General features: G+C 57.0%; 16 protein-coding genes. 9 read left to right on the forward strand and 7 right to left on the reverse strand.

What is annotated here, in order from left to right:
- Positions 1-232 precede the first annotated feature (232 nt).
- Positions 233-670 (reverse strand): YhcB family protein, encoded by a 438-nt coding sequence (locus tag CKW19_RS05340; protein WP_095056944.1) that lies wholly within the window; start codon positions 668-670, stop codon positions 233-235.
- 144 nt (positions 671-814) lie between these two features.
- Between CKW19_RS05340 and CKW19_RS05345 the strand changes: the two genes are divergently transcribed.
- The 3 genes from CKW19_RS05345 (at position 815) to zapE (ending at position 4,009) form a co-directional block, all read left to right on the forward strand.
- Positions 815-1,444: an alpha/beta hydrolase gene (locus CKW19_RS05345; RefSeq protein WP_095056945.1), complete on the forward strand. Its 630-nt coding sequence runs from the start codon at positions 815-817 to the stop codon at positions 1,442-1,444.
- 24 nt (positions 1,445-1,468) lie between these two features.
- Positions 1,469-2,824, forward strand: coding sequence for a tryptophan--tRNA ligase (locus tag CKW19_RS05350; protein WP_095056946.1), 1,356 nt, complete (start codon positions 1,469-1,471; stop codon positions 2,822-2,824).
- A gap of 90 nt (positions 2,825-2,914) precedes the next feature.
- Positions 2,915-4,009: a cell division protein ZapE gene (gene zapE, locus CKW19_RS05355; RefSeq protein WP_095056947.1), complete on the forward strand. Its 1,095-nt coding sequence runs from the start codon at positions 2,915-2,917 to the stop codon at positions 4,007-4,009.
- A 68-nt stretch (positions 4,010-4,077) separates the two neighbouring features.
- Here zapE and CKW19_RS05360 read toward each other — a convergent pair whose 3' ends face one another.
- The 5 genes from CKW19_RS05360 to CKW19_RS05380 all read right to left on the reverse strand — a co-directional run bounded on the left by CKW19_RS05360 (position 4,078) and on the right by CKW19_RS05380 (position 10,548).
- Complete coding sequence (locus CKW19_RS05360; RefSeq protein WP_095056948.1) at positions 4,078-5,052, reverse strand: asparaginase; 975 nt, start codon at positions 5,050-5,052, stop codon at positions 4,078-4,080.
- Positions 5,053-5,128: 76 nt separating this feature from the next.
- On the reverse strand, positions 5,129-6,325 hold the full coding sequence (locus tag CKW19_RS05365; protein ID WP_095056949.1) for a hypothetical protein: 1,197 nt from the start codon (positions 6,323-6,325) through the stop codon (positions 5,129-5,131).
- A gap of 15 nt (positions 6,326-6,340) precedes the next feature.
- Entirely contained in the window at positions 6,341-7,228 is an 888-nt protein-coding gene (locus CKW19_RS05370; RefSeq protein WP_095056950.1) for a nitrilase family protein, read from the reverse strand.
- A gap of 207 nt (positions 7,229-7,435) precedes the next feature.
- On the reverse strand, positions 7,436-9,382 hold the full coding sequence (locus CKW19_RS05375; protein ID WP_095056951.1) for an FAD-dependent oxidoreductase: 1,947 nt from the start codon (positions 9,380-9,382) through the stop codon (positions 7,436-7,438).
- Between the two features lie 245 nt (positions 9,383-9,627).
- A complete protein-coding gene (locus CKW19_RS05380; protein WP_177408778.1) occupies positions 9,628-10,548 on the reverse strand; it encodes a GlxA family transcriptional regulator in 921 nt (306 codons plus the stop codon).
- Positions 10,549-10,767: 219 nt separating this feature from the next.
- Between CKW19_RS05380 and CKW19_RS05385 the strand changes: the two genes are divergently transcribed.
- Positions 10,768-11,904, forward strand: coding sequence for an acyl-CoA dehydrogenase family protein (locus tag CKW19_RS05385; RefSeq protein WP_095056953.1), 1,137 nt, complete (start codon positions 10,768-10,770; stop codon positions 11,902-11,904).
- A gap of 100 nt (positions 11,905-12,004) precedes the next feature.
- Here CKW19_RS05385 and CKW19_RS05390 read toward each other — a convergent pair whose 3' ends face one another.
- A complete protein-coding gene (locus CKW19_RS05390) occupies positions 12,005-13,045 on the reverse strand; it encodes an NADP(H)-dependent aldo-keto reductase (RefSeq protein ID WP_095056954.1) in 1,041 nt (346 codons plus the stop codon).
- 246 nt (positions 13,046-13,291) lie between these two features.
- On the opposite strand from CKW19_RS05390, the gene rplM reads away from it, so the two are divergent.
- From rplM to CKW19_RS05415, 5 genes are all read left to right on the forward strand, one after another.
- Positions 13,292-13,720 (forward strand): 50S ribosomal protein L13, encoded by a 429-nt coding sequence (gene rplM / locus CKW19_RS05395; protein ID WP_007917032.1) that lies wholly within the window; start codon positions 13,292-13,294, stop codon positions 13,718-13,720.
- Between the two features lie 14 nt (positions 13,721-13,734).
- Entirely contained in the window at positions 13,735-14,127 is a 393-nt protein-coding gene (rpsI, locus tag CKW19_RS05400; protein WP_008080273.1) for a 30S ribosomal protein S9, read from the forward strand.
- Between the two features lie 268 nt (positions 14,128-14,395).
- Positions 14,396-14,989 carry a ubiquinol-cytochrome c reductase iron-sulfur subunit gene (petA, locus tag CKW19_RS05405; protein ID WP_095056955.1) on the forward strand — a complete coding sequence of 198 codons (594 nt, stop codon included), beginning with the start codon at positions 14,396-14,398 and terminating at the stop codon, positions 14,987-14,989.
- Positions 14,989-16,200, forward strand: coding sequence for a cytochrome bc complex cytochrome b subunit (locus CKW19_RS05410; protein WP_095056956.1), 1,212 nt, complete (start codon positions 14,989-14,991; stop codon positions 16,198-16,200). Before petA ends, CKW19_RS05410 begins: the two co-directional genes overlap by 1 nt.
- A complete protein-coding gene (locus CKW19_RS05415) occupies positions 16,200-16,982 on the forward strand; it encodes a cytochrome c1 (RefSeq protein WP_095056957.1) in 783 nt (260 codons plus the stop codon). The genes CKW19_RS05410 and CKW19_RS05415 overlap by 1 nt, the downstream gene beginning before the upstream one ends.
- The last annotated feature ends 139 nt before the right edge of the window (positions 16,983-17,121 follow it).

Here is a 17,121-nt window from a genome sequence, read left to right on the forward strand (position 1 = left end):
GAGCCGATGCATTCCTTATCGGCGCATTAGGTGAAGGGGTGGGACGATGTCTCCCACGGTCTGTACTGGTCAGAGTCAGAAGCGAGGCTTTAGTCCCACCCACCCCTTCAAGTCTAAACATACAAGCGGGCTTGCCCGCGAAGAGGCCCTGACAGACACCGAAAATACTGGATCAGAAATAAAAAAGCCCCCGGACAAGTGATTGTCCGGGGGCTTTTGCTTTCCTGAAACCCTATGACTTCTTCAGGCCGTAATGCTCATCGAGCATGCCCGGAGAGTTCGGGGCTTTTGGAGCGTAGTCGCGCGGTGGCTCCTGATCGCGCGGCGGCGTCAGGCGTTCACGTGGCGCTTGTGCCGCATCGGCGTGCAGGGAGGCCAGCAAGCGTTGGCGGGTCTGCTCGTCCAGGGCCAGGCGGTTGGCGCCCTCGGCGAGATGATCCTGCACTTCCTGATAGCTCTGAGTCAGTTTCTTGACCAGTGTGGCCGTGCTGTTGAAGTGGGTCACCACCTCGTTCTGATAACTGTCGAAACGTTCCTGAATATCGTCCAGCTGACGCTGCGTGCGGTTAGGCGCGGCGTTCGGCGCGAGGCGAGCGATCAGGAACCCAATGGCGACACCCACAACCAGGGCAAGAGTCGGTAACAACCAAACTAAGAGCGAGTGTTCCACGAGTCCTTCCTCTATAAACGGCTTTGCTTTACGTTAACGGCTCCAACCTGCGCTGTATACCGCGATTCACTCGCAATAGATTGGCACAGACAATTTGCTAGACGAGTCGACCTGATTCGAGGTCACGGAGTTCCTTCCTTGCTTATGCGTGAAACCCCTGTAGTGATTGATGGCCCGGTGGGGCAACTGGAAGCACTTTACCTGGATAACGAGCAGCCACGCGGCCTCGCGCTCATCTGCCATCCGAACCCGGTGCAGGGCGGCACCATGCTCAACAAAGTGGTCTCGACCCTGCAGCGCACCGCGCGCGATGCGGGTTTGATCACCTTGCGTTTCAACTACCGTGGCGTCGGCGCCAGCGAAGGCTCCCACGACATGGGCACTGGCGAAGTCGATGATGCCCAGGCGGTGGCCGATTGGTTCCGGGCCAAACATCCGGAATTGCCACTGACCCTGTTCGGTTTCTCCTTTGGCGGATTTGTTGCAGCAAGTCTCGGCGGACGTCTGGAAGCGAAGGGTGAACAGATCAAGCATCTGTTCATGGTCGCTCCGGCCGTCATGCGCCTGGGTGCTCAGGATCAACTGCCGCAGCAGGGCGAGGTGACGCTGATCCAGCCGGAAACCGACGAAGTGATCGATCCGCAGCTGGTTTACGAATGGTCCGACACGCTCGAACGCCCCCATGAGCTGCTGAAAGTGGCAGAATGCGGACACTTTTTTCATGGCAAGCTGACCGATCTCAAGGATCTGATCCTGCCGCGCCTTTCGAATTGATTGCAGTCTGACAAGCGATTACCCATGACGACCCGTACCCGCATCCTCACCGGCATCACCACCACCGGCACGCCGCACCTGGGCAACTACGCCGGCGCCATCCGCCCGGCCATCATCGCCAGCCGCGACAGTAATGCTGATTCGTTCTACTTCCTGGCCGACTACCACGCCCTGATCAAGTGCGATGACCCGCTGCGCATCCAGCGCTCGCGTCTGGAAATCGCCGCGACCTGGCTGGCCGGTGGCCTGGATGTGGATCGCGTGACGTTCTATCGCCAGTCCGACATCCCGGAAATCCCGGAGCTGACCTGGCTGCTGACGTGCGTCGCCGCCAAGGGCCTGCTTAACCGCGCCCACGCCTACAAGGCGTCGGTGGACAAAAACGTCGAGACCGGCGAAGACCCGGATGCCGGCATCACCATGGGCTTGTACAGCTACCCGGTGCTGATGGCGGCGGACATCCTGATGTTCAACGCGCACAAGGTGCCGGTCGGTCGCGACCAGATCCAGCACGTGGAAATGGCCCGCGACATCGGCCAGCGTTTCAACCATCTGTTTGGCCAGGGCAAAGAATTCTTCACCATGCCCGAGGCGTTGATCGAAGAGAGCGTCGCCACATTGCCGGGCCTGGACGGTCGCAAGATGTCGAAGAGCTACGACAACACCATTCCGTTGTTCAGCAGCGCCAAAGAGATGAAGGACGCGATTTCGCGGATCGTCACCGACTCCCGCGCCCCGGGCGAAGCCAAAGATCCGGACAATTCGCACCTGTTCACCCTGTTCCAGGCGTTTGCCTCTGCGGCGCAAGCCGACGAGTTCCGCAGCGAACTGTTACAGGGCCTGGGTTGGGGCGAGGCGAAGAGTCGCCTGTTCCAGTTGCTGGACAGCGACCTAGGCGAGTCCCGCGAGCGTTATCACCAGTTGATCGAGCGTCCGGCAGATCTGGAAGACATCCTGCAACACGGCGCGAAAAAGGCCCGTGCGGTAGCGACGCCGTTCCTCAACGAACTGCGTGAAGCGGTCGGCCTGCGCTCCTTCGTTGCCCAGACCCAAGTGGCGGCGACTACCAAAAAGAAAGCCGCGAAAACTGCACGTTTTGTCAGCTTCCGCGAAGACGACGGCAGTTTCCGTTTCCGTCTGCTGTCGGCGGATGGCGAGCAACTGCTGCTGTCGCGAAACTTTGCTGATGGTAAAACCGCGGGTCAGGTGACCAAGCAGCTGCAAGCTGGCCAGGTTCTGGACGTGCGCAGTGAAGACCTGAGCTTCAGTGTCTGGCTGGAAGGCGAGTGCGTTGCCGACAGCCCGAGCTTCGCCGACGGCACCGCTCGCGACGCAGCGATCGAAGCCTTGCGCATTGCCCTGACCCCGGTTCAGGAATAAACAACGGTTCGGCCCGACCAAGGGCTGATTGCCATTCCTCGGGGCCGTCGCTACAGTGACGGCCCGTTTTTGTTGCCTTGCTAACGAATTATGACGCCCCTAGAACGATATCAAGCTGATCTGAAACGCCCGGAATTCTTCCATGACGCCGCACAGGAAACTGCCGTGCGTCATTTGCAGCGCCTGTACGACGACCTGGTCGCGGCCGAGCAAAACAAGCCGGGCTTGCTGGGCAAGTTGTTTGGCAAGAAGGATCAAACCCCGGTCAAGGGCCTGTATTTCTGGGGCGGCGTAGGTCGCGGCAAGACTTACCTGGTGGACACCTTCTTCGAAGCGTTGCCCTTCAAGGAAAAGTCCCGGACGCACTTCCACCGCTTCATGAAGCGCGTGCACGAAGAGATGAAGACCCTCGGCGGCGAGAAAAACCCGCTGACCATCATCGCCAAGCGTTTCGCCACCGAAGCCCGGGTCATCTGCTTCGATGAATTCTTCGTCTCCGACATCACCGACGCCATGATCCTTGGCACCCTGATGGAAGAACTGTTCAAGAACGGCGTGACCCTCGTCGCGACCTCGAACATCGTGCCGGACGGCCTGTACAAGGACGGCCTGCAACGTGCGCGCTTCCTGCCGGCCATTGCGCTGATCAAGATCAATACCGAGATCGTCAACGTCGACAGCGGCGTCGACTATCGTCTGCGTCACCTGGAACAAGCCGAGCTGTTCCACTATCCACTCGACGAAGCCGCCAACGAAAGCCTGCGCAAGAGCTTCCGTGCGCTGACACCGGAATGCACGGCGGCGGTCGAAAATGACGTGCTGATGATCGAAAATCGTGAAATTCGTGCCGTGCGCACCTGCGATGACGTGGCCTGGTTCAACTTCCGTGAGCTGTGCGACGGCCCGCGCAGCCAGAACGACTACATCGAGCTGGGCAAGATCTTCCACGCCGTACTGCTCAGCGATGTCGAACAGATGAGCGTCACCACCGACGACATCGCCCGACGCTTCATCAACATGGTCGACGAGTTCTACGACCGCAACGTGAAGCTGATCATTTCCGCCGAGGTCGAGCTTAAAGACCTCTACACCGGCGGTCGCTTGAATTTCGAATTCCAGCGTACCCTCAGCCGACTGCTGGAAATGCAATCCCACGAATTCCTGGCGCGGGCGCACAAGCCGTAACAAGGTGCGGAAAGTAAAAAAGGCCTGCATATGCAGGCCTTTTTTGTGCGATCAAGTTCCCTGTGTGGTCATTCGAGATAACTGGTCACCTCATCCTGCCGCTGACAACCGATGAGCAGCCAGAGCAGGATCCTGGCTTTGCGCGGACACAGAAAGCCGGCCATATGCGCCCCCTTGCGGATCAAGTCCATCTCGCTGCCAACAAACCCATAGGATGCTTGCGCGGTGGAACCGGAGCCGGTGCGAGTCGCAATGATCACGGGGATTTTTCCGGCGATGGTCTCGATCACCGTCGTCCACTTCTCGGAAACATGACCGGCGCCAAACCCGGCGATTACCAAGCCGTCATAACCGAGCTTAAGGATGTTTTCCACAATCAGCGTGTCAGCGGACAGTGACGCTTCAAGCATGGCCACCTTGTGCAGGGTCTGTTGCGGCAAAGGCAAGACATTACGCAGAACCGGTGAGCGCAGATAGTGAACGTGACCCTCCACCAGCAGGGCTGCAGGTCCAAAGATCGGGGAGGAGAAAGCGTGTACCGCCAGCGAATCGGTTTTTCGCACGCTGCTTGCGTGATGCACCTGTCCGTTCATCACGACCTGGACGCCTCGCTGCCGGCTATTTGGGTTCAGCGCGACTCGACAAGCGTCCAGCAAATTGGCCGGTCCGTCAGCGCCAGCCTGTTGGGCTGAACGCATGGCGCCGGTCAGAATCAGGGGGACATCGTGGTCCCACAGGTAGTCGAAAAACGAAGCTGTCTCTTCGAGTGTGTCAGTGCCCTGAGTGATGACAACACCCTCGGCACCTTGCGCCACTTGATATTTCGCCCATGAAAGGACGCTCAGCAAACACTCGAAATCCAATGATGCGCTGGGCAACAGACAAAGGGTTTCCACCGTCACCTGAGCCAGTGATTTCAGTTCGGGAACCGAGGCCAGCAGGGTTTCTCCGCTGACCGTTGGAATCACCCCTTCACCGGCACTCCTGGGCTGCATGCTCACCGTCCCGCCGAGTGCCGCGATGGCCAGCTTGGGCAAGTTCATCTCATACCTCGCTTACATGGGTTTAGAAATGGCTGTACCCGGTTTTGAGCCGTAATACAGCCAGGCCGCAAAGTGCTCAGTCTGCGATCAGTGTGCCGATCAACGGGACGATCAGCAGTGTACTGATGGCCATGGAGAGAACATTGCCGATGTAACCGTGGAAATCGGCTGGCAATCGTTTAGCGATGGCGCACGCCAGAGGGGGAGCAATGATCGCCCCCAGCAGTGCACTGGAAGCGATGACTTGCCAGCTGCCGCCATAAGCCAAAATCGCTGCTGGCACCACGGAAACCATCGGGACGTACGTCGGATACCAGCCGAGCAACCGCCATTGCCGACGCCAGATCAATACCCCGATGGCTGACGTTAAAGCTTGTGCACCCATCAGATGGAGCAATAAGCCGGAACCGTAGGCCGGACTCAGTGCGTTCAGGGCATACGCCAGCAACGCGCCAAGGAGCAAGCCGAGGCTGGCCAGTTCATTGCCAAAGAACGGGGCTTCTGAAAAGTCAGCCAGGACTCGGCGCAAACTCCACACCAGTCCATAATCGGGTGCTTTGGTGATGGCCGGCTCCGGGGTAGACGCTGTGGTCAGTGGGGTTGCGGATTTCACCAGCCTCGGACAGCAGCGACAGAGCAGAAAAGCCGCGACGCTGGCGATTGCCATACCCAGCACATTGCCGATTACTGCCGGTAGCTCCAACGGGTTGCACACGTAGTTAACGATTAGCAGGCACATCGGCGTAACCAGTAATGCGCCCATGATCGCGCCGTTGATCGTGACCTTCCAGCCACCTCCGAACATAAGCACCATTGCTGCAGGCAGTGAGACAAAAGCAGCAAAGGTGGGTTGCCAACTGCTGGCGGTGACCGTCCAGCCCCACAACAGGTTACTCAACAGCAAGCCCAGCAATGAACTGGTCACCAGCCATGGCCATAATCCGCTGCCGTAAGAGATGGCAAAGCCTTGCCAACGCTTACCGGTTCGATTGGCCCAATAAGCCAGGTAGGCACCGGCCAATAACCCGATTGAAGCGAACTCATGTTTGTAGAAGGCCACTTCGCTGATATCACCCAGTATCCAGCGTAGCCAGGCGCCAGGGTCGGGAAGCGCTGACACCATGTCGTTGTAGCTCGGCCAATGAGCCGCCCACGCCGTTCTAAACGTGAACGACAGCCAGATAATCAGCAACGTTGTGCCAAGCATCAATACGAGGATCGGCTTGTCGAACGGTGATCCGGTCAGTCGTTGTTTGTTGTTTGAGGTTTCCATCGGCAACACCCCCAGTCAGCGCGGCAGGCAAGAGTGTTGGGTGTAACCGAGCATCTGATCATAAAGATCAGCTCGACGATCACGATGTAGATCGTTCAAGTTGTTCCAGATCGGTGCGCTGCGCGATGAGGTCAGGTCAACGTCGGCAAACAGGATTTCTTGCGCGTCAGCTGACGCCACGGAGCCAATCGGCCAGCCATTGGTGCCTGCGATCAACGAGCAGCCCAGATAGCGAGCACCTCGCTCCTCGCCGATACGGCTTGCCGCCGCAATAAACACATTGTTTACGTGTGCTGCCGTCATCGTCAGGTATGACGCCATGCACTTGCCGGCATCATCGAACAGCGGAGGTGGCGTCCACACCCAGTTGTTCAAGCTGCAAATGATGTCCGCACCTTGTTGGCTGAGGATTCGAGGTACTTCCGGAAACCAGATGTCCCAACAGATCAACAAACCAATACGGCCGATGGGCGTCTCAAACACCGGAAAACCCAGATCTCCGGGGGTAAACCAGAGTTTCTCCAGGTTCCACAAATGGGCTTTTCGGTACTTGCCGATAAACCCCTCAGGTCCCACCAGCACAGCTGTGTTGAAGAGTCGCATACCCTCGCGTTCAGCCAGGCCGGCTACGAGGTAAACCTTGTGCTCACGGGCAAAACTCATCCAGTTCTGTACGCTTGGACCGTCAGGTACCCGCTCCGCATGGTTGAAGGCATCCTGCCGTCCACTGAAGAAATATCCGGTGTTGGCAAGCTCGGGCAGCACAATGAGATTCGCCCCACCGTTTACCGCCTCGAGCGCCAACGTCAGGCTGTTACACCGATTGTCTTCACAATTCTCTGTGCCCACTTGCGGGTCAAATTGCACGACTGCGACACGAACAGGGCTTGCTGGCTGATTCATTTCCGATAACCTCTTTTTATTGTTATTCACGCTGTTTAATTGCGTGTTTATAAGAGTTGAATCGGCGAGTGGGCGTAAGTCAGCCGCTTCCGGTAAGGCTGTAGTCCTTATCCCAAGATGGGTGAGCGAGGGCTTGATTTGGTTTGATGGTGAAGCGGGGAGGGCGAGCCATCACATCGCGTGCATGGCTCTGGAGCGGGTATTTGGTCAGGGTTTGAGTTTGTAGTGCGGATAATCACTCATCGAGAAGCCGCCATTGAACGCGGCACTCGTTTTGTTGCAGATATGAATGACCGCATCGATGGCACCTCGAAAGCAAGGCTCCGTCCAGCCTGCATCGACCGAGAATGATTCTCCGGATAAATACAGGCCCGAAATGTGCGCGAAGTCCCTGTTGTACTTCATCAGGCTGACGGCATCGTAGTAGGTGCCGGGCCGATAAAGCTTTGCGCAACCCATTGCGTTTTTATCGGTTATCCAGCGTTGAACCACCGCTTGATCAAGGCCGATATAGGGCGAGATTTTTTCCTGGATGTTGGCGGAGTTCATCAGGATGCGGTCCAGCTCTTTGGCGCATTTGTTCACCAGTTCTTTATCCGTGAAGGAGGCCAGTTTGGTGGCGTCATCCTCCCATGTGTAACTCAGGAGGATGCAGTCATAGGTATAGTTTTCGTTGTAGCGATAGGTGTAGACATCATGGACAAAGCTATCCGTGACGAGCACTTGCGGGATTTTTTTGTTGTTCGAGAGGAATGATTTTTTCAGCGGAGCATAGACCTTGCAGCTGGTTTCCCAGTGGGCGGTTTTCCAGGCATTAATCGTCTCGAAGGGCAGCATCTCTTGCTTGAAGTTTTCGAGTTTGATTCGTGTCTCGATCACCCAGGACGGAAGGGTAACAATGACCGAATCAAAGTCGTCGAAGTGTTCCTGGGCTTGCTCGGGTTGGCTGTGCTTCCAGTTGTAGTAAACGCGTAGTTGCTGGTTGGTGAGCTTTTTGAGTTTGGTGACAGAGGCGTCGGTCAGCAGTCCATTGCTTCGTTCCAGGCTATGTCCGTAGACGGATTTTCCGGTTTCCTCGGTTTTCATGAATAAAAGGCATTCATCCAGCGCTGCGAGTCCGATGTACCTTGGTCTGTCGAAACCCAGTCCGGTCGAGTCGAAAACGACTTCACTGTGCAGATAGGGTGATGCCAGCGGCTCGCCATTGGCATCCACCCGACCATGGATCAATTGCAGCTGGCTGCTGAATCCGAAAATGGCAGTACGCAAGGGATAAAGGGCGCAAACATCGTAGAAGGCGCCCCAACTGCCGTCACCGATGCCGATCGCGTAGAAAATGGCCGACTCCTCGGCGGACATCCCCATTCCACCAAAGTCCCCGGGCGAACGTTCACTCCAGGCATGCAGAGTCGGCATGCTGACCAGATCGCGAAATGAAACCCCTTGGTATTTCTCAACAATGGCAGCCCACATGGCTTCCCACTTCTCGCTGGCGTACACCTCTGCGATGTGTCGAGTCATGCGATCGGCAAATGCTCTCCACTTGGCATAGACCTTTTGTAGCGCCTCCCCGGGAGGAGGAGTCAGGCCATCGGTGTTTTTCCAGATCAACATTTGCGGAGTTGGACCGTCACCCACGCGGCCCTCTCGGAGATAGATCCCGGTAGAACTGACCCATTGGCTCCCGGGGTTGGGAAAGTCTGAAAGCGCCAGGTCAAACGCCTTGGCGTAGTAGGCCATCAGCGATCTGCCCTCTGTAGGCGCTTCGCCCTCCCGGTTGAAAAAGGGCATGCGCATGGCTCCCATTTCAAAGGGGGTATGGCTCTGGGAGGAGCTAGGGCTGCCGGCGACGGTCAGGTGTCTGCCGCCAATGCGTCTGGATTGTTCGATGAGCGTAATGTTGGTGAAGCCGCAACGGTACAGCTCCCGGGCAGCCGTCAGCCCGGTGACGCCTGCGCCAATAATGCAAATTCTGTGTTGCGTATCGGTTGCCCTGGCGATGCCGTTCTCTTGTTCAACCAGTTGCCGATAATCGAAGCATAAGTCTGGCGGGTTGGGAAAACGTGCTGCCCATTTACCTTTGGTTGAGCGCTTGGTTCGAGTGACTTCCTTGGAAATCGATGAGGGGTAGTTGTAGCTTGAACCGATAGTCACTGTTGACCTTCCTTGTCAGCGCTGAGGGTGATTGCAAGGAAGAAGGTTGTACTGTTGTCGGTTCTACATCTATGAGTCGAAGCGTGTACGACTGCATTCCGTTTTCAGCTTTTTGCGTAGGAAAAAATCATGAAAAGACCTGCGATTGCAGGTCTTTTTGTGCGCCGAAGAACAAAAGATCACAGGCTTCGTCAGCGCCTGCGGGTACACACCATTCTGCAGGCGCTGCCGTAGGCTGCGATCTTTTAGGCCGCTTGCTGAAACTGTTGCCGATACTGGTTTGGTGACAGCTCCGTGTGCTGGCGGAACAGGCGCGCAAAGAAGCTCGCATCGTCGTAGCCGACTTCGTAGCTGATGGTCTTGATGCTTTTGCGGCTGGCGGACAGCAAGCCCTTGGCGGTTTCGATGCGCAGGCGTTGCAGGTAATGCAGCGGCTTGTCGCCGGTGGCGGTCTGGAAGCGGCGCATGAAGTTGCGGATGCTCATGCCATGTTCGCGGGCGACGTCTTCGAAGCGGAATTTGTCGGCGAAGTGTTCTTCGAGCCAGTGCTGGATCTGCAGGATAATCACGTCCTGATGCAGCTTCTGCCCACCGAACCCGATGCGTCCCGGCGAATAGCTGCGCTGGACTTCATAGAGAATGTCGCGCGCCACGGCCTGGGACACGTTGGCGCCGCAGAAACGCTCGATCAGATAAATGTACAGGTCGCATGCCGAGGTGGTGCCGCCCGCGCAATAAAGATTGTCGGCGTCGGTCAGGTGCTTGTCCTGATTGAGTTGAACCTTGGGGAACCGTTCGGCGAAGGCATCGAAGAAGCGCCAATAGGTGGTCGCTTCCTTGCCATTGAGCAGGCCGGCCTCGGCGAGCCAGAACACACCGGTGGCTTCGCCACACAGCACCGCACCGCGCGCATGCTGCTGACGCAACCAGGGCAGGACCTGTGGATAACGTTTGCACAGCGAATCGAAGTCGTCCCAGAACGCGGGGAGGACGATGATATCGGCGTTTTCCAGCGCGCCGTCCACCGGCATCATCACATCGCTGAAGCTGTTCACCGGTTTACCGTCGGGGCTGACCAGTCGGGTTTCGAACGCTGGAGTCAGGCCATGACCCAGCTGCTTGCCGTAGCGCAGGCTGGCGAGATGGAAGAAATCTTTGGCTTGCATGAGGGTGGTAGCGAAAACCCGGTCGGTTGCCAGGATGCTGACGCGCCGCAGGGGCGTGGAGGCTTGGTTAGACATAATTCAACTTTATTCTTATAGGGGAAAGTGGTCACCAGACGGCTGGATCGTCTTATTTTTTGTCGGATGTGTCCAGTGTCCTGTATCGAGAGCGGGGCTTAGTCTCTGAGGTCTGTTTCTTCTAAAAATAAAGAAAGGTGCCGCATGATCCCTAGAACCCTGTTCAGTTCCGAGCACGAACTTTTTCGCGACAGCGTGCGCACATTCCTCGAAAAAGAAGCGGTGCCGTTCCATGGGCAATGGGAAAAACAGGGCTATATCGACCGTAAGCTCTGGAACAAGGCAGGGGAGGCGGGGATGTTGTGCTCGCATTTGCCGGAAGAGTACGGCGGGCTGGGGGCGGACTTTCTATACAGCGCAGTGGTGATTGAAGAGGTCGGTCGACTGGGTTTGACCGGCATCGGATTCTCGCTGCATTCGGACATCGTTGCTCCTTACATCCTGCATTACGGCAGCGAGGCGCTGAAACACAAATACCTGCCGAAGCTGGTATCTGGCGAGATGGTCACCGCGATTGCCATGACCGAGCCGGGTGCCGGCTCCGACCTGCAAGGGGTGAAAACCACCGCCGTGCTCGACGGCGATGAATATGTCATCAACGGCTCGAAGACCTTTATCACCAACGGTTATCTGGCGGATCTGGTGATTGTCGTTGCCAAGACCGATCCCAAGGCGGGCGCGAAAGGCACCAGCCTGTTTCTGGTCGAGGCCAATACGCCGGGCTTCGAAAAGGGCAAGCGCCTGGAAAAGGTCGGCATGAAAGCCCAGGACACCTCGGAATTGTTCTTTCAGGATGTCCGGGTGCCGAAGGAAAACCTGCTCGGCCAGGCCGGAATGGGCTTTGCCTATCTGATGCAGGAGTTGCCGCAGGAGCGGTTGACCGTGGCCATCGGCGGGCTGGCGTCAGCCGAGGCCGGTTTGCAATGGACGCTGGATTACACCCGCGACCGCAAAGCGTTCGGCAAGTCGATCGCGGACTTCCAGAACACCCGTTTCAAGCTGGCTGAGATGGCGACGGAAATCCAGATCGGCCGGGTCTTCGTCGACCGCTGCCTTGAACTGCATCTGCAAGGCAAACTCGATGTGCCAACGGCGGCGATGGCCAAATACTGGGGCACCGATCTGCAATGCAAGGTGCTCGACGAGTGCGTGCAACTGCATGGCGGTTACGGCTTCATGTGGGAATACCCGATTGCCCGGGCGTGGGCGGATGCGCGGGTGCAACGGATTTATGCCGGGACCAATGAAATCATGAAGGAGATTATTGCGCGGTCGCTTTGATGGCCCGGTGACTGTAGGAGCCGGCTTGCTGGCGAACCTGGCGACGCGATGCGTCAGGCAAGTCGCCCTCGCTGGCAAGCCAGCTCCTACAAATGCGGGATTATGGAGCAGGGTTCGGATGATCCTTGTGGATCGCCTCGATCCCTTCCAGCACCTCTTCCGACAGCTTCAGGTCAAAACTGGCGATGTTGCTGTCCAGTTGCTCAAGCGTGGTCGCGCCAATGATGTTGCTGGTCACGAACGGCTGCTGAGTGACGAAGGCCAACGCCATTTGCGCTGGGTCCAGGCCGTGCTTGCGGGCCAATGCCACATAGCGGCTGCACGCTGCTTCCGACTGCGGGTTGAAGTAGCGACTGAAGCGGCTATAGAGGCTCAGGCGGCCCTTCGGCGGGCGCGCGCCACCTTCGTACTTGCCCGACAGAAAGCCAAACGCCAACGGCGAATAAGCCAGCAGGCCGCACTGTTCGCGGATGGCGATTTCCGCCAGGCCGACTTCGAAGCTGCGATTGAGCAGGTTGTACGGGTTCTGGATCGACACGGCGCGTGGCCAGCCACGGGCTTCGGCCAGGGCGAGGAAGCGCATGGTGCCCCATGGCGTTTCGTTGGACAGGCCGATGTGGCGAATCTTGCCGGCCTTGACCTGCTCGTCCAGCGCTTCGAGGGTGTCCTCCAGTGGCGTCAGGTTCGCTTCGGTGACGTGTTTGTAACCCAGCTGGCCGAAGAAGTTGGTGCTGCGCTCTGGCCAGTGCAGTTGATACAGGTCGATGTAATCGGTTTGCAGGCGCTTGAGGCTGCCATCGACGGCCTCCGTGATGTGCTGTCGATTGTGTCGAAGATGCTTGTCGCGAATGTAGTCGATGGTGTTGCCGGGGCCGGCGATCTTGCTGGCCAGGATCCAGTCGGCACGATCGCCGCGGCTTTTGAAGTAATTGCCGATGTAGCGTTCGGTGCTGGCGTAGGTTTCGGCCTTGGGCGGCACCGGGTACATCTCGGCGGTATCGATGAAGTTGATCCCGGCGCTCTTGGCCCGTTCAATCTGGGCGAAGGCGTCTGCTTCGCTGTTTTGCTCGCCCCAGGTCATGGTTCCGAGGCAGAGGGCACTCACGTTCAGATTGGTTCGGCCTAGCTGGCGATATTCCATCGGGGTGCTCCTTGGGCAAAACAATCATAAAAGCAGGTTGAATTATTTTTCGCAATCTGCATAATTGCGCACCTCTTTCTGCAGTGGAAGTGATGCGCCGCCGCCGAAGAATCTTGCCGTTGAACGGACGCGCCGACCCGAGCCCCCGAAAGCGTCTGTATCCGGCTGCCTTTGACTTGTCAAAGTACGCACTATTCAGTAAGATCCGCCGTCTAATTTACAGGGCGGCCCCTGAGGCTATAAAGAATGAAAACTTTTACTGCTAAACCGGAAACAGTAAAGCGCGACTGGTTTGTCGTCGACGCTGCTGGTCAGACCCTGGGTCGTCTGGCCACCGAAATCGCGAGCCGTCTGCGTGGCAAGCACAAGCCTGAGTACACTCCTCACGTTGACACCGGCGACTACATCGTCGTTATCAATGCTGAGCAGATTCGTGTTACCGGTGCTAAAACCACTGACAAAATGTACTACTCCCACTCCGGTTTCCCGGGCGGCATCAAGTCGATCAACTTTGAAAAGCTGATCGCTAAAGCCCCTGAGCGCGTGATCGAGACCGCGGTTAAAGGCATGCTGCCTAAAAACCCACTGGGTCGCGACATGTATCGTAAGCTGAAAGTCTATGCGGGCGCTGCTCACCCTCATACTGCTCAGCAGCCCCAAGAACTGAAGTTTTAACGGAATAGTTCATTATGTCGGCGACTCAAAATTACGGCACTGGCCGTCGCAAGACCGCAACCGCACGCGTTTTCCTGCGTCCGGGTACTGGTAACATCTCCATCAACAACCGTTCGCTGGAAAATTTCTTCGGCCGTGAAACTGCCCGCATGGTAGTTCGTCAGCCGCTGGAATTGACTGAGACTGTCGAGAAATTCGACATCTACGTCACCGTGATCGGCGGTGGTGTAAGTGGTCAAGCTGGCGCAATCCGCCACGGTATCACTCGCGCTCTGATGGATTACGACGAGACTCTGCGCGGTGCTCTGCGTAAAGCTGGCTTCGTAACCCGCGATGCTCGTGAAGTTGAACGTAAGAAAGTCGGTCTGCGTAAAGCGCGTAAGCGTCCGCAGTACTCGAAGCGTTAATTCGCTTTCACGTTCAAAAAAGAACGCCCAGTTTCCTCGCGGAGCTGGGCGTTTTTTTATGTGTGCGATTTATCAAAGAATTGCGCTGTGACAACTTGCCACATCCGCAGACGCCCTATACTACAAGGCTTGGGGGTGATGGGCTCCGGTAATTACCTTGTCAGAATTGGGGCTTTTCATTACCATTCGGCAAAATTTTTATAAGTACATAGTTTTACTTAGTAGATGCCTGATTTAACAGGCCACAAAGCTGATGGGAGAGGACTGAATGAGCAATGACGGCGTGAATACAGGCCGGCGTCGCTTCTTGGTAGCAGCCACATCCGTGGTGGGTGCTGCAGGAGCGGTGGGGGCTGCGGTCCCGTTCGTGGGGTCATGGTTTCCCAGTGCCAAGGCGAAAGCCGCAGGTGCACCGGTGAAAGTGAATGTCAGCAAAATCGAGCCAGGCCAGCAGATGATTGCTGAGTGGCGCGGTCAGCCGGTGTTCATCGTCCGCCGTACTGAGGAAATCCTGGGGAATCTGAAAAAGATCGAGGGCCAGTTGTCTGACCCGACCTCCAAGAACTCGACACAACCTACCTATGTTGATCCGGAAACACGTTCGATCAAGCCCGAGGTTCTGCTGCTGATTGGTATCTGCACGCACCTGGGTTGTTCGCCGACATTCCGTCCTGAAGTGGCACCTGCTGATCTGGGCAAAGACTGGGTGGGCGGTTATTTCTGTCCTTGCCACGGTTCCCATTACGATCTGGCTGGCCGCGTCTACAAGTCGCAACCTGCGCCTTTGAACCTGCCAGTTCCCCCGCATTCCTATGAGACCGATGACATCATTGTCGTTGGCGTCGATACGGAGAAAGCGTGATGAGCAAGTTCATGGATTGGGTTGATGCGCGCTTTCCCGCCACCAAGATGTGGGAAGACCATCTCAGCAAGTATTACGCTCCGAAGAACTTCAACTTCTTCTACTTCTTTGGCTCCCTGGCGCTGCTCGTTCTGGTCAACCAGATCGTTACCGGTGTCTGGCTGACCATGAGCTACACCCCGTCGGCGGAAGAAGCCTTTGCTTCCGTCGAATACATCATGCGCGACGTCGAGTACGGCTCGATCCTGCGTCTGCTGCACTCCACCGGCGCTTCGGCGTTCTTCATCGTGGTTTATCTGCACATGTTCCGTGGCTTGCTCTACGGCTCGTACCAGAAGCCGCGTGAGCTGGTGTGGGTCTTCGGCATGCTGATCTACCTGGCGCTGATGGCTGAAGCGTTCATGGGCTACCTGCTGCCGTGGGGTCAGATGTCCTACTGGGGTGCCCAGGTGATCATCTCGCTGTTCGGTGCGATCCCGGTCATCGGCGACGACCTGACCCAGTGGATCCGTGGTGACTACCTGATTTCCGGTATCACCCTGAACCGCTTCTTCGCCTTGCATGTGGTTGCCTTGCCGATCGTGATTCTAGGTCTGGTGGTATTGCACATCCTGGCGCTGCACGAAGTCGGTTCGAACAACCCCGACGGCGTGGACATCAAGAAACACAAAGACGAAAACGGTATCCCGCTGGACGGCATCGCCTTCCATCCGTACTACACCGTGAAAGATATCGTCGGCGTGGTGGTGTTCCTGTTCATCTTCTGTTCGATCGTGTTCTTCTTCCCCGAGATGGGCGGCTACTTCCTCGAGAAGCCGAACTTTGAAGTGGCGAACGCCTTCAAGACCCCAGAGCACATTGCTCCGGTCTGGTACTTCACGCCGTTCTACGCGATTCTGCGGGCGGTTCCGGACAAGCTCCTGGGTGTTATCGCCATGGGCGCGGCCATCGCGGTGCTGTTCGTCCTGCCGTGGCTCGATCGTAGCCCCGTCAAGTCGATGCGCTACAAGGGCTGGATGAGCAAGATCTGGCTGTGGGTGTTCTGCATCTCGTTCGTGATCCTGGGTGTGCTGGGTGTTCTGGCGCCAACTCCGGGCCGTACGTTGCTGTCGCAGGTATGTACTTTCCTGTACTTCGCCTACTTCATTCTGATGCCGTTCTACACCAGGCTTGAGAAGACCAAACCGGTTCCGGAAAGGGTGACTGGCTGATGAAAAAGCTATTTGCTGTATTGATGCTTGCTGCGCTGCCAGTGTTCGCTTTCGCTGCTGAACACGGTGGCCCTGCGCTGGAAAAAGTCGACATCGACGTTTCCGATAAAGCGGCCATGCAAGATGGCGCGCGTACGTTCGCCAACTACTGCATGGGCTGCCATAGCGCCAAATTCCAGCGTTACGAGCGTGTTGCCGACGACTTGGGCATTCCCCATGAATTGATGCTGGAGAAGCTGGTCTTCACCGGCGCCAAGATTGGCGATCACATGAACATCGGCATGCAGCCGGCGGACGCCAAGGCCTGGTTTGGCGCGGCTCCACCGGACTTGACGCTGGTCGCACGTGTTCGTGGCACTGACTGGCTCTACGGTTACCTGAAGTCGTTCTACGAAGACCCGTCGCGCCCTTGGGGTGTGAACAACAAGGTCTTCCCGAACGTGGGCATGCCTAACGTCCTGGTCGGCCTGCAAGGTCGTCAGGTTGTCGGTTGCAAACAGGTTCAGATCGTTGAAGACGGCAAGAAGCAATATGATCCGTTGACGGGTACGCCGCTGACTCATGAAGCGTGCGATCAACTGACCATCGTGCCGAAAAGCGGTGCTTTGACCGAAGAGCAGTTCGATGAGAAGGTCAAGAATCTGGTAACCTTCCTGGCTTACTCGGCTAACCCGGTTAAGCTGCAGCATCAGCGCATTGGTACATATGTATTGCTGTACCTGGCGTTCTTCTTCGTATTCGCTTATCTGCTCAAGCGCGAATACTGGAAAGACGTGCACTGATAACGTTTCAAGCAATTGCTGTTAATCGCGCGCGCCCAAGGGCGCCTTCGAGTAGCGAACTGGTGATCCAGACGTTACGGGAGGCGCCCTCTGGGCGCGCTCGTTTTTCCGCTTCCGATAATTTCTACAAGCGAGGAGG

This window comes from Pseudomonas sp. Irchel s3f7 (assembly GCF_900187615.1).
Lineage (GTDB): Bacteria > Pseudomonadota > Gammaproteobacteria > Pseudomonadales > Pseudomonadaceae > Aquipseudomonas.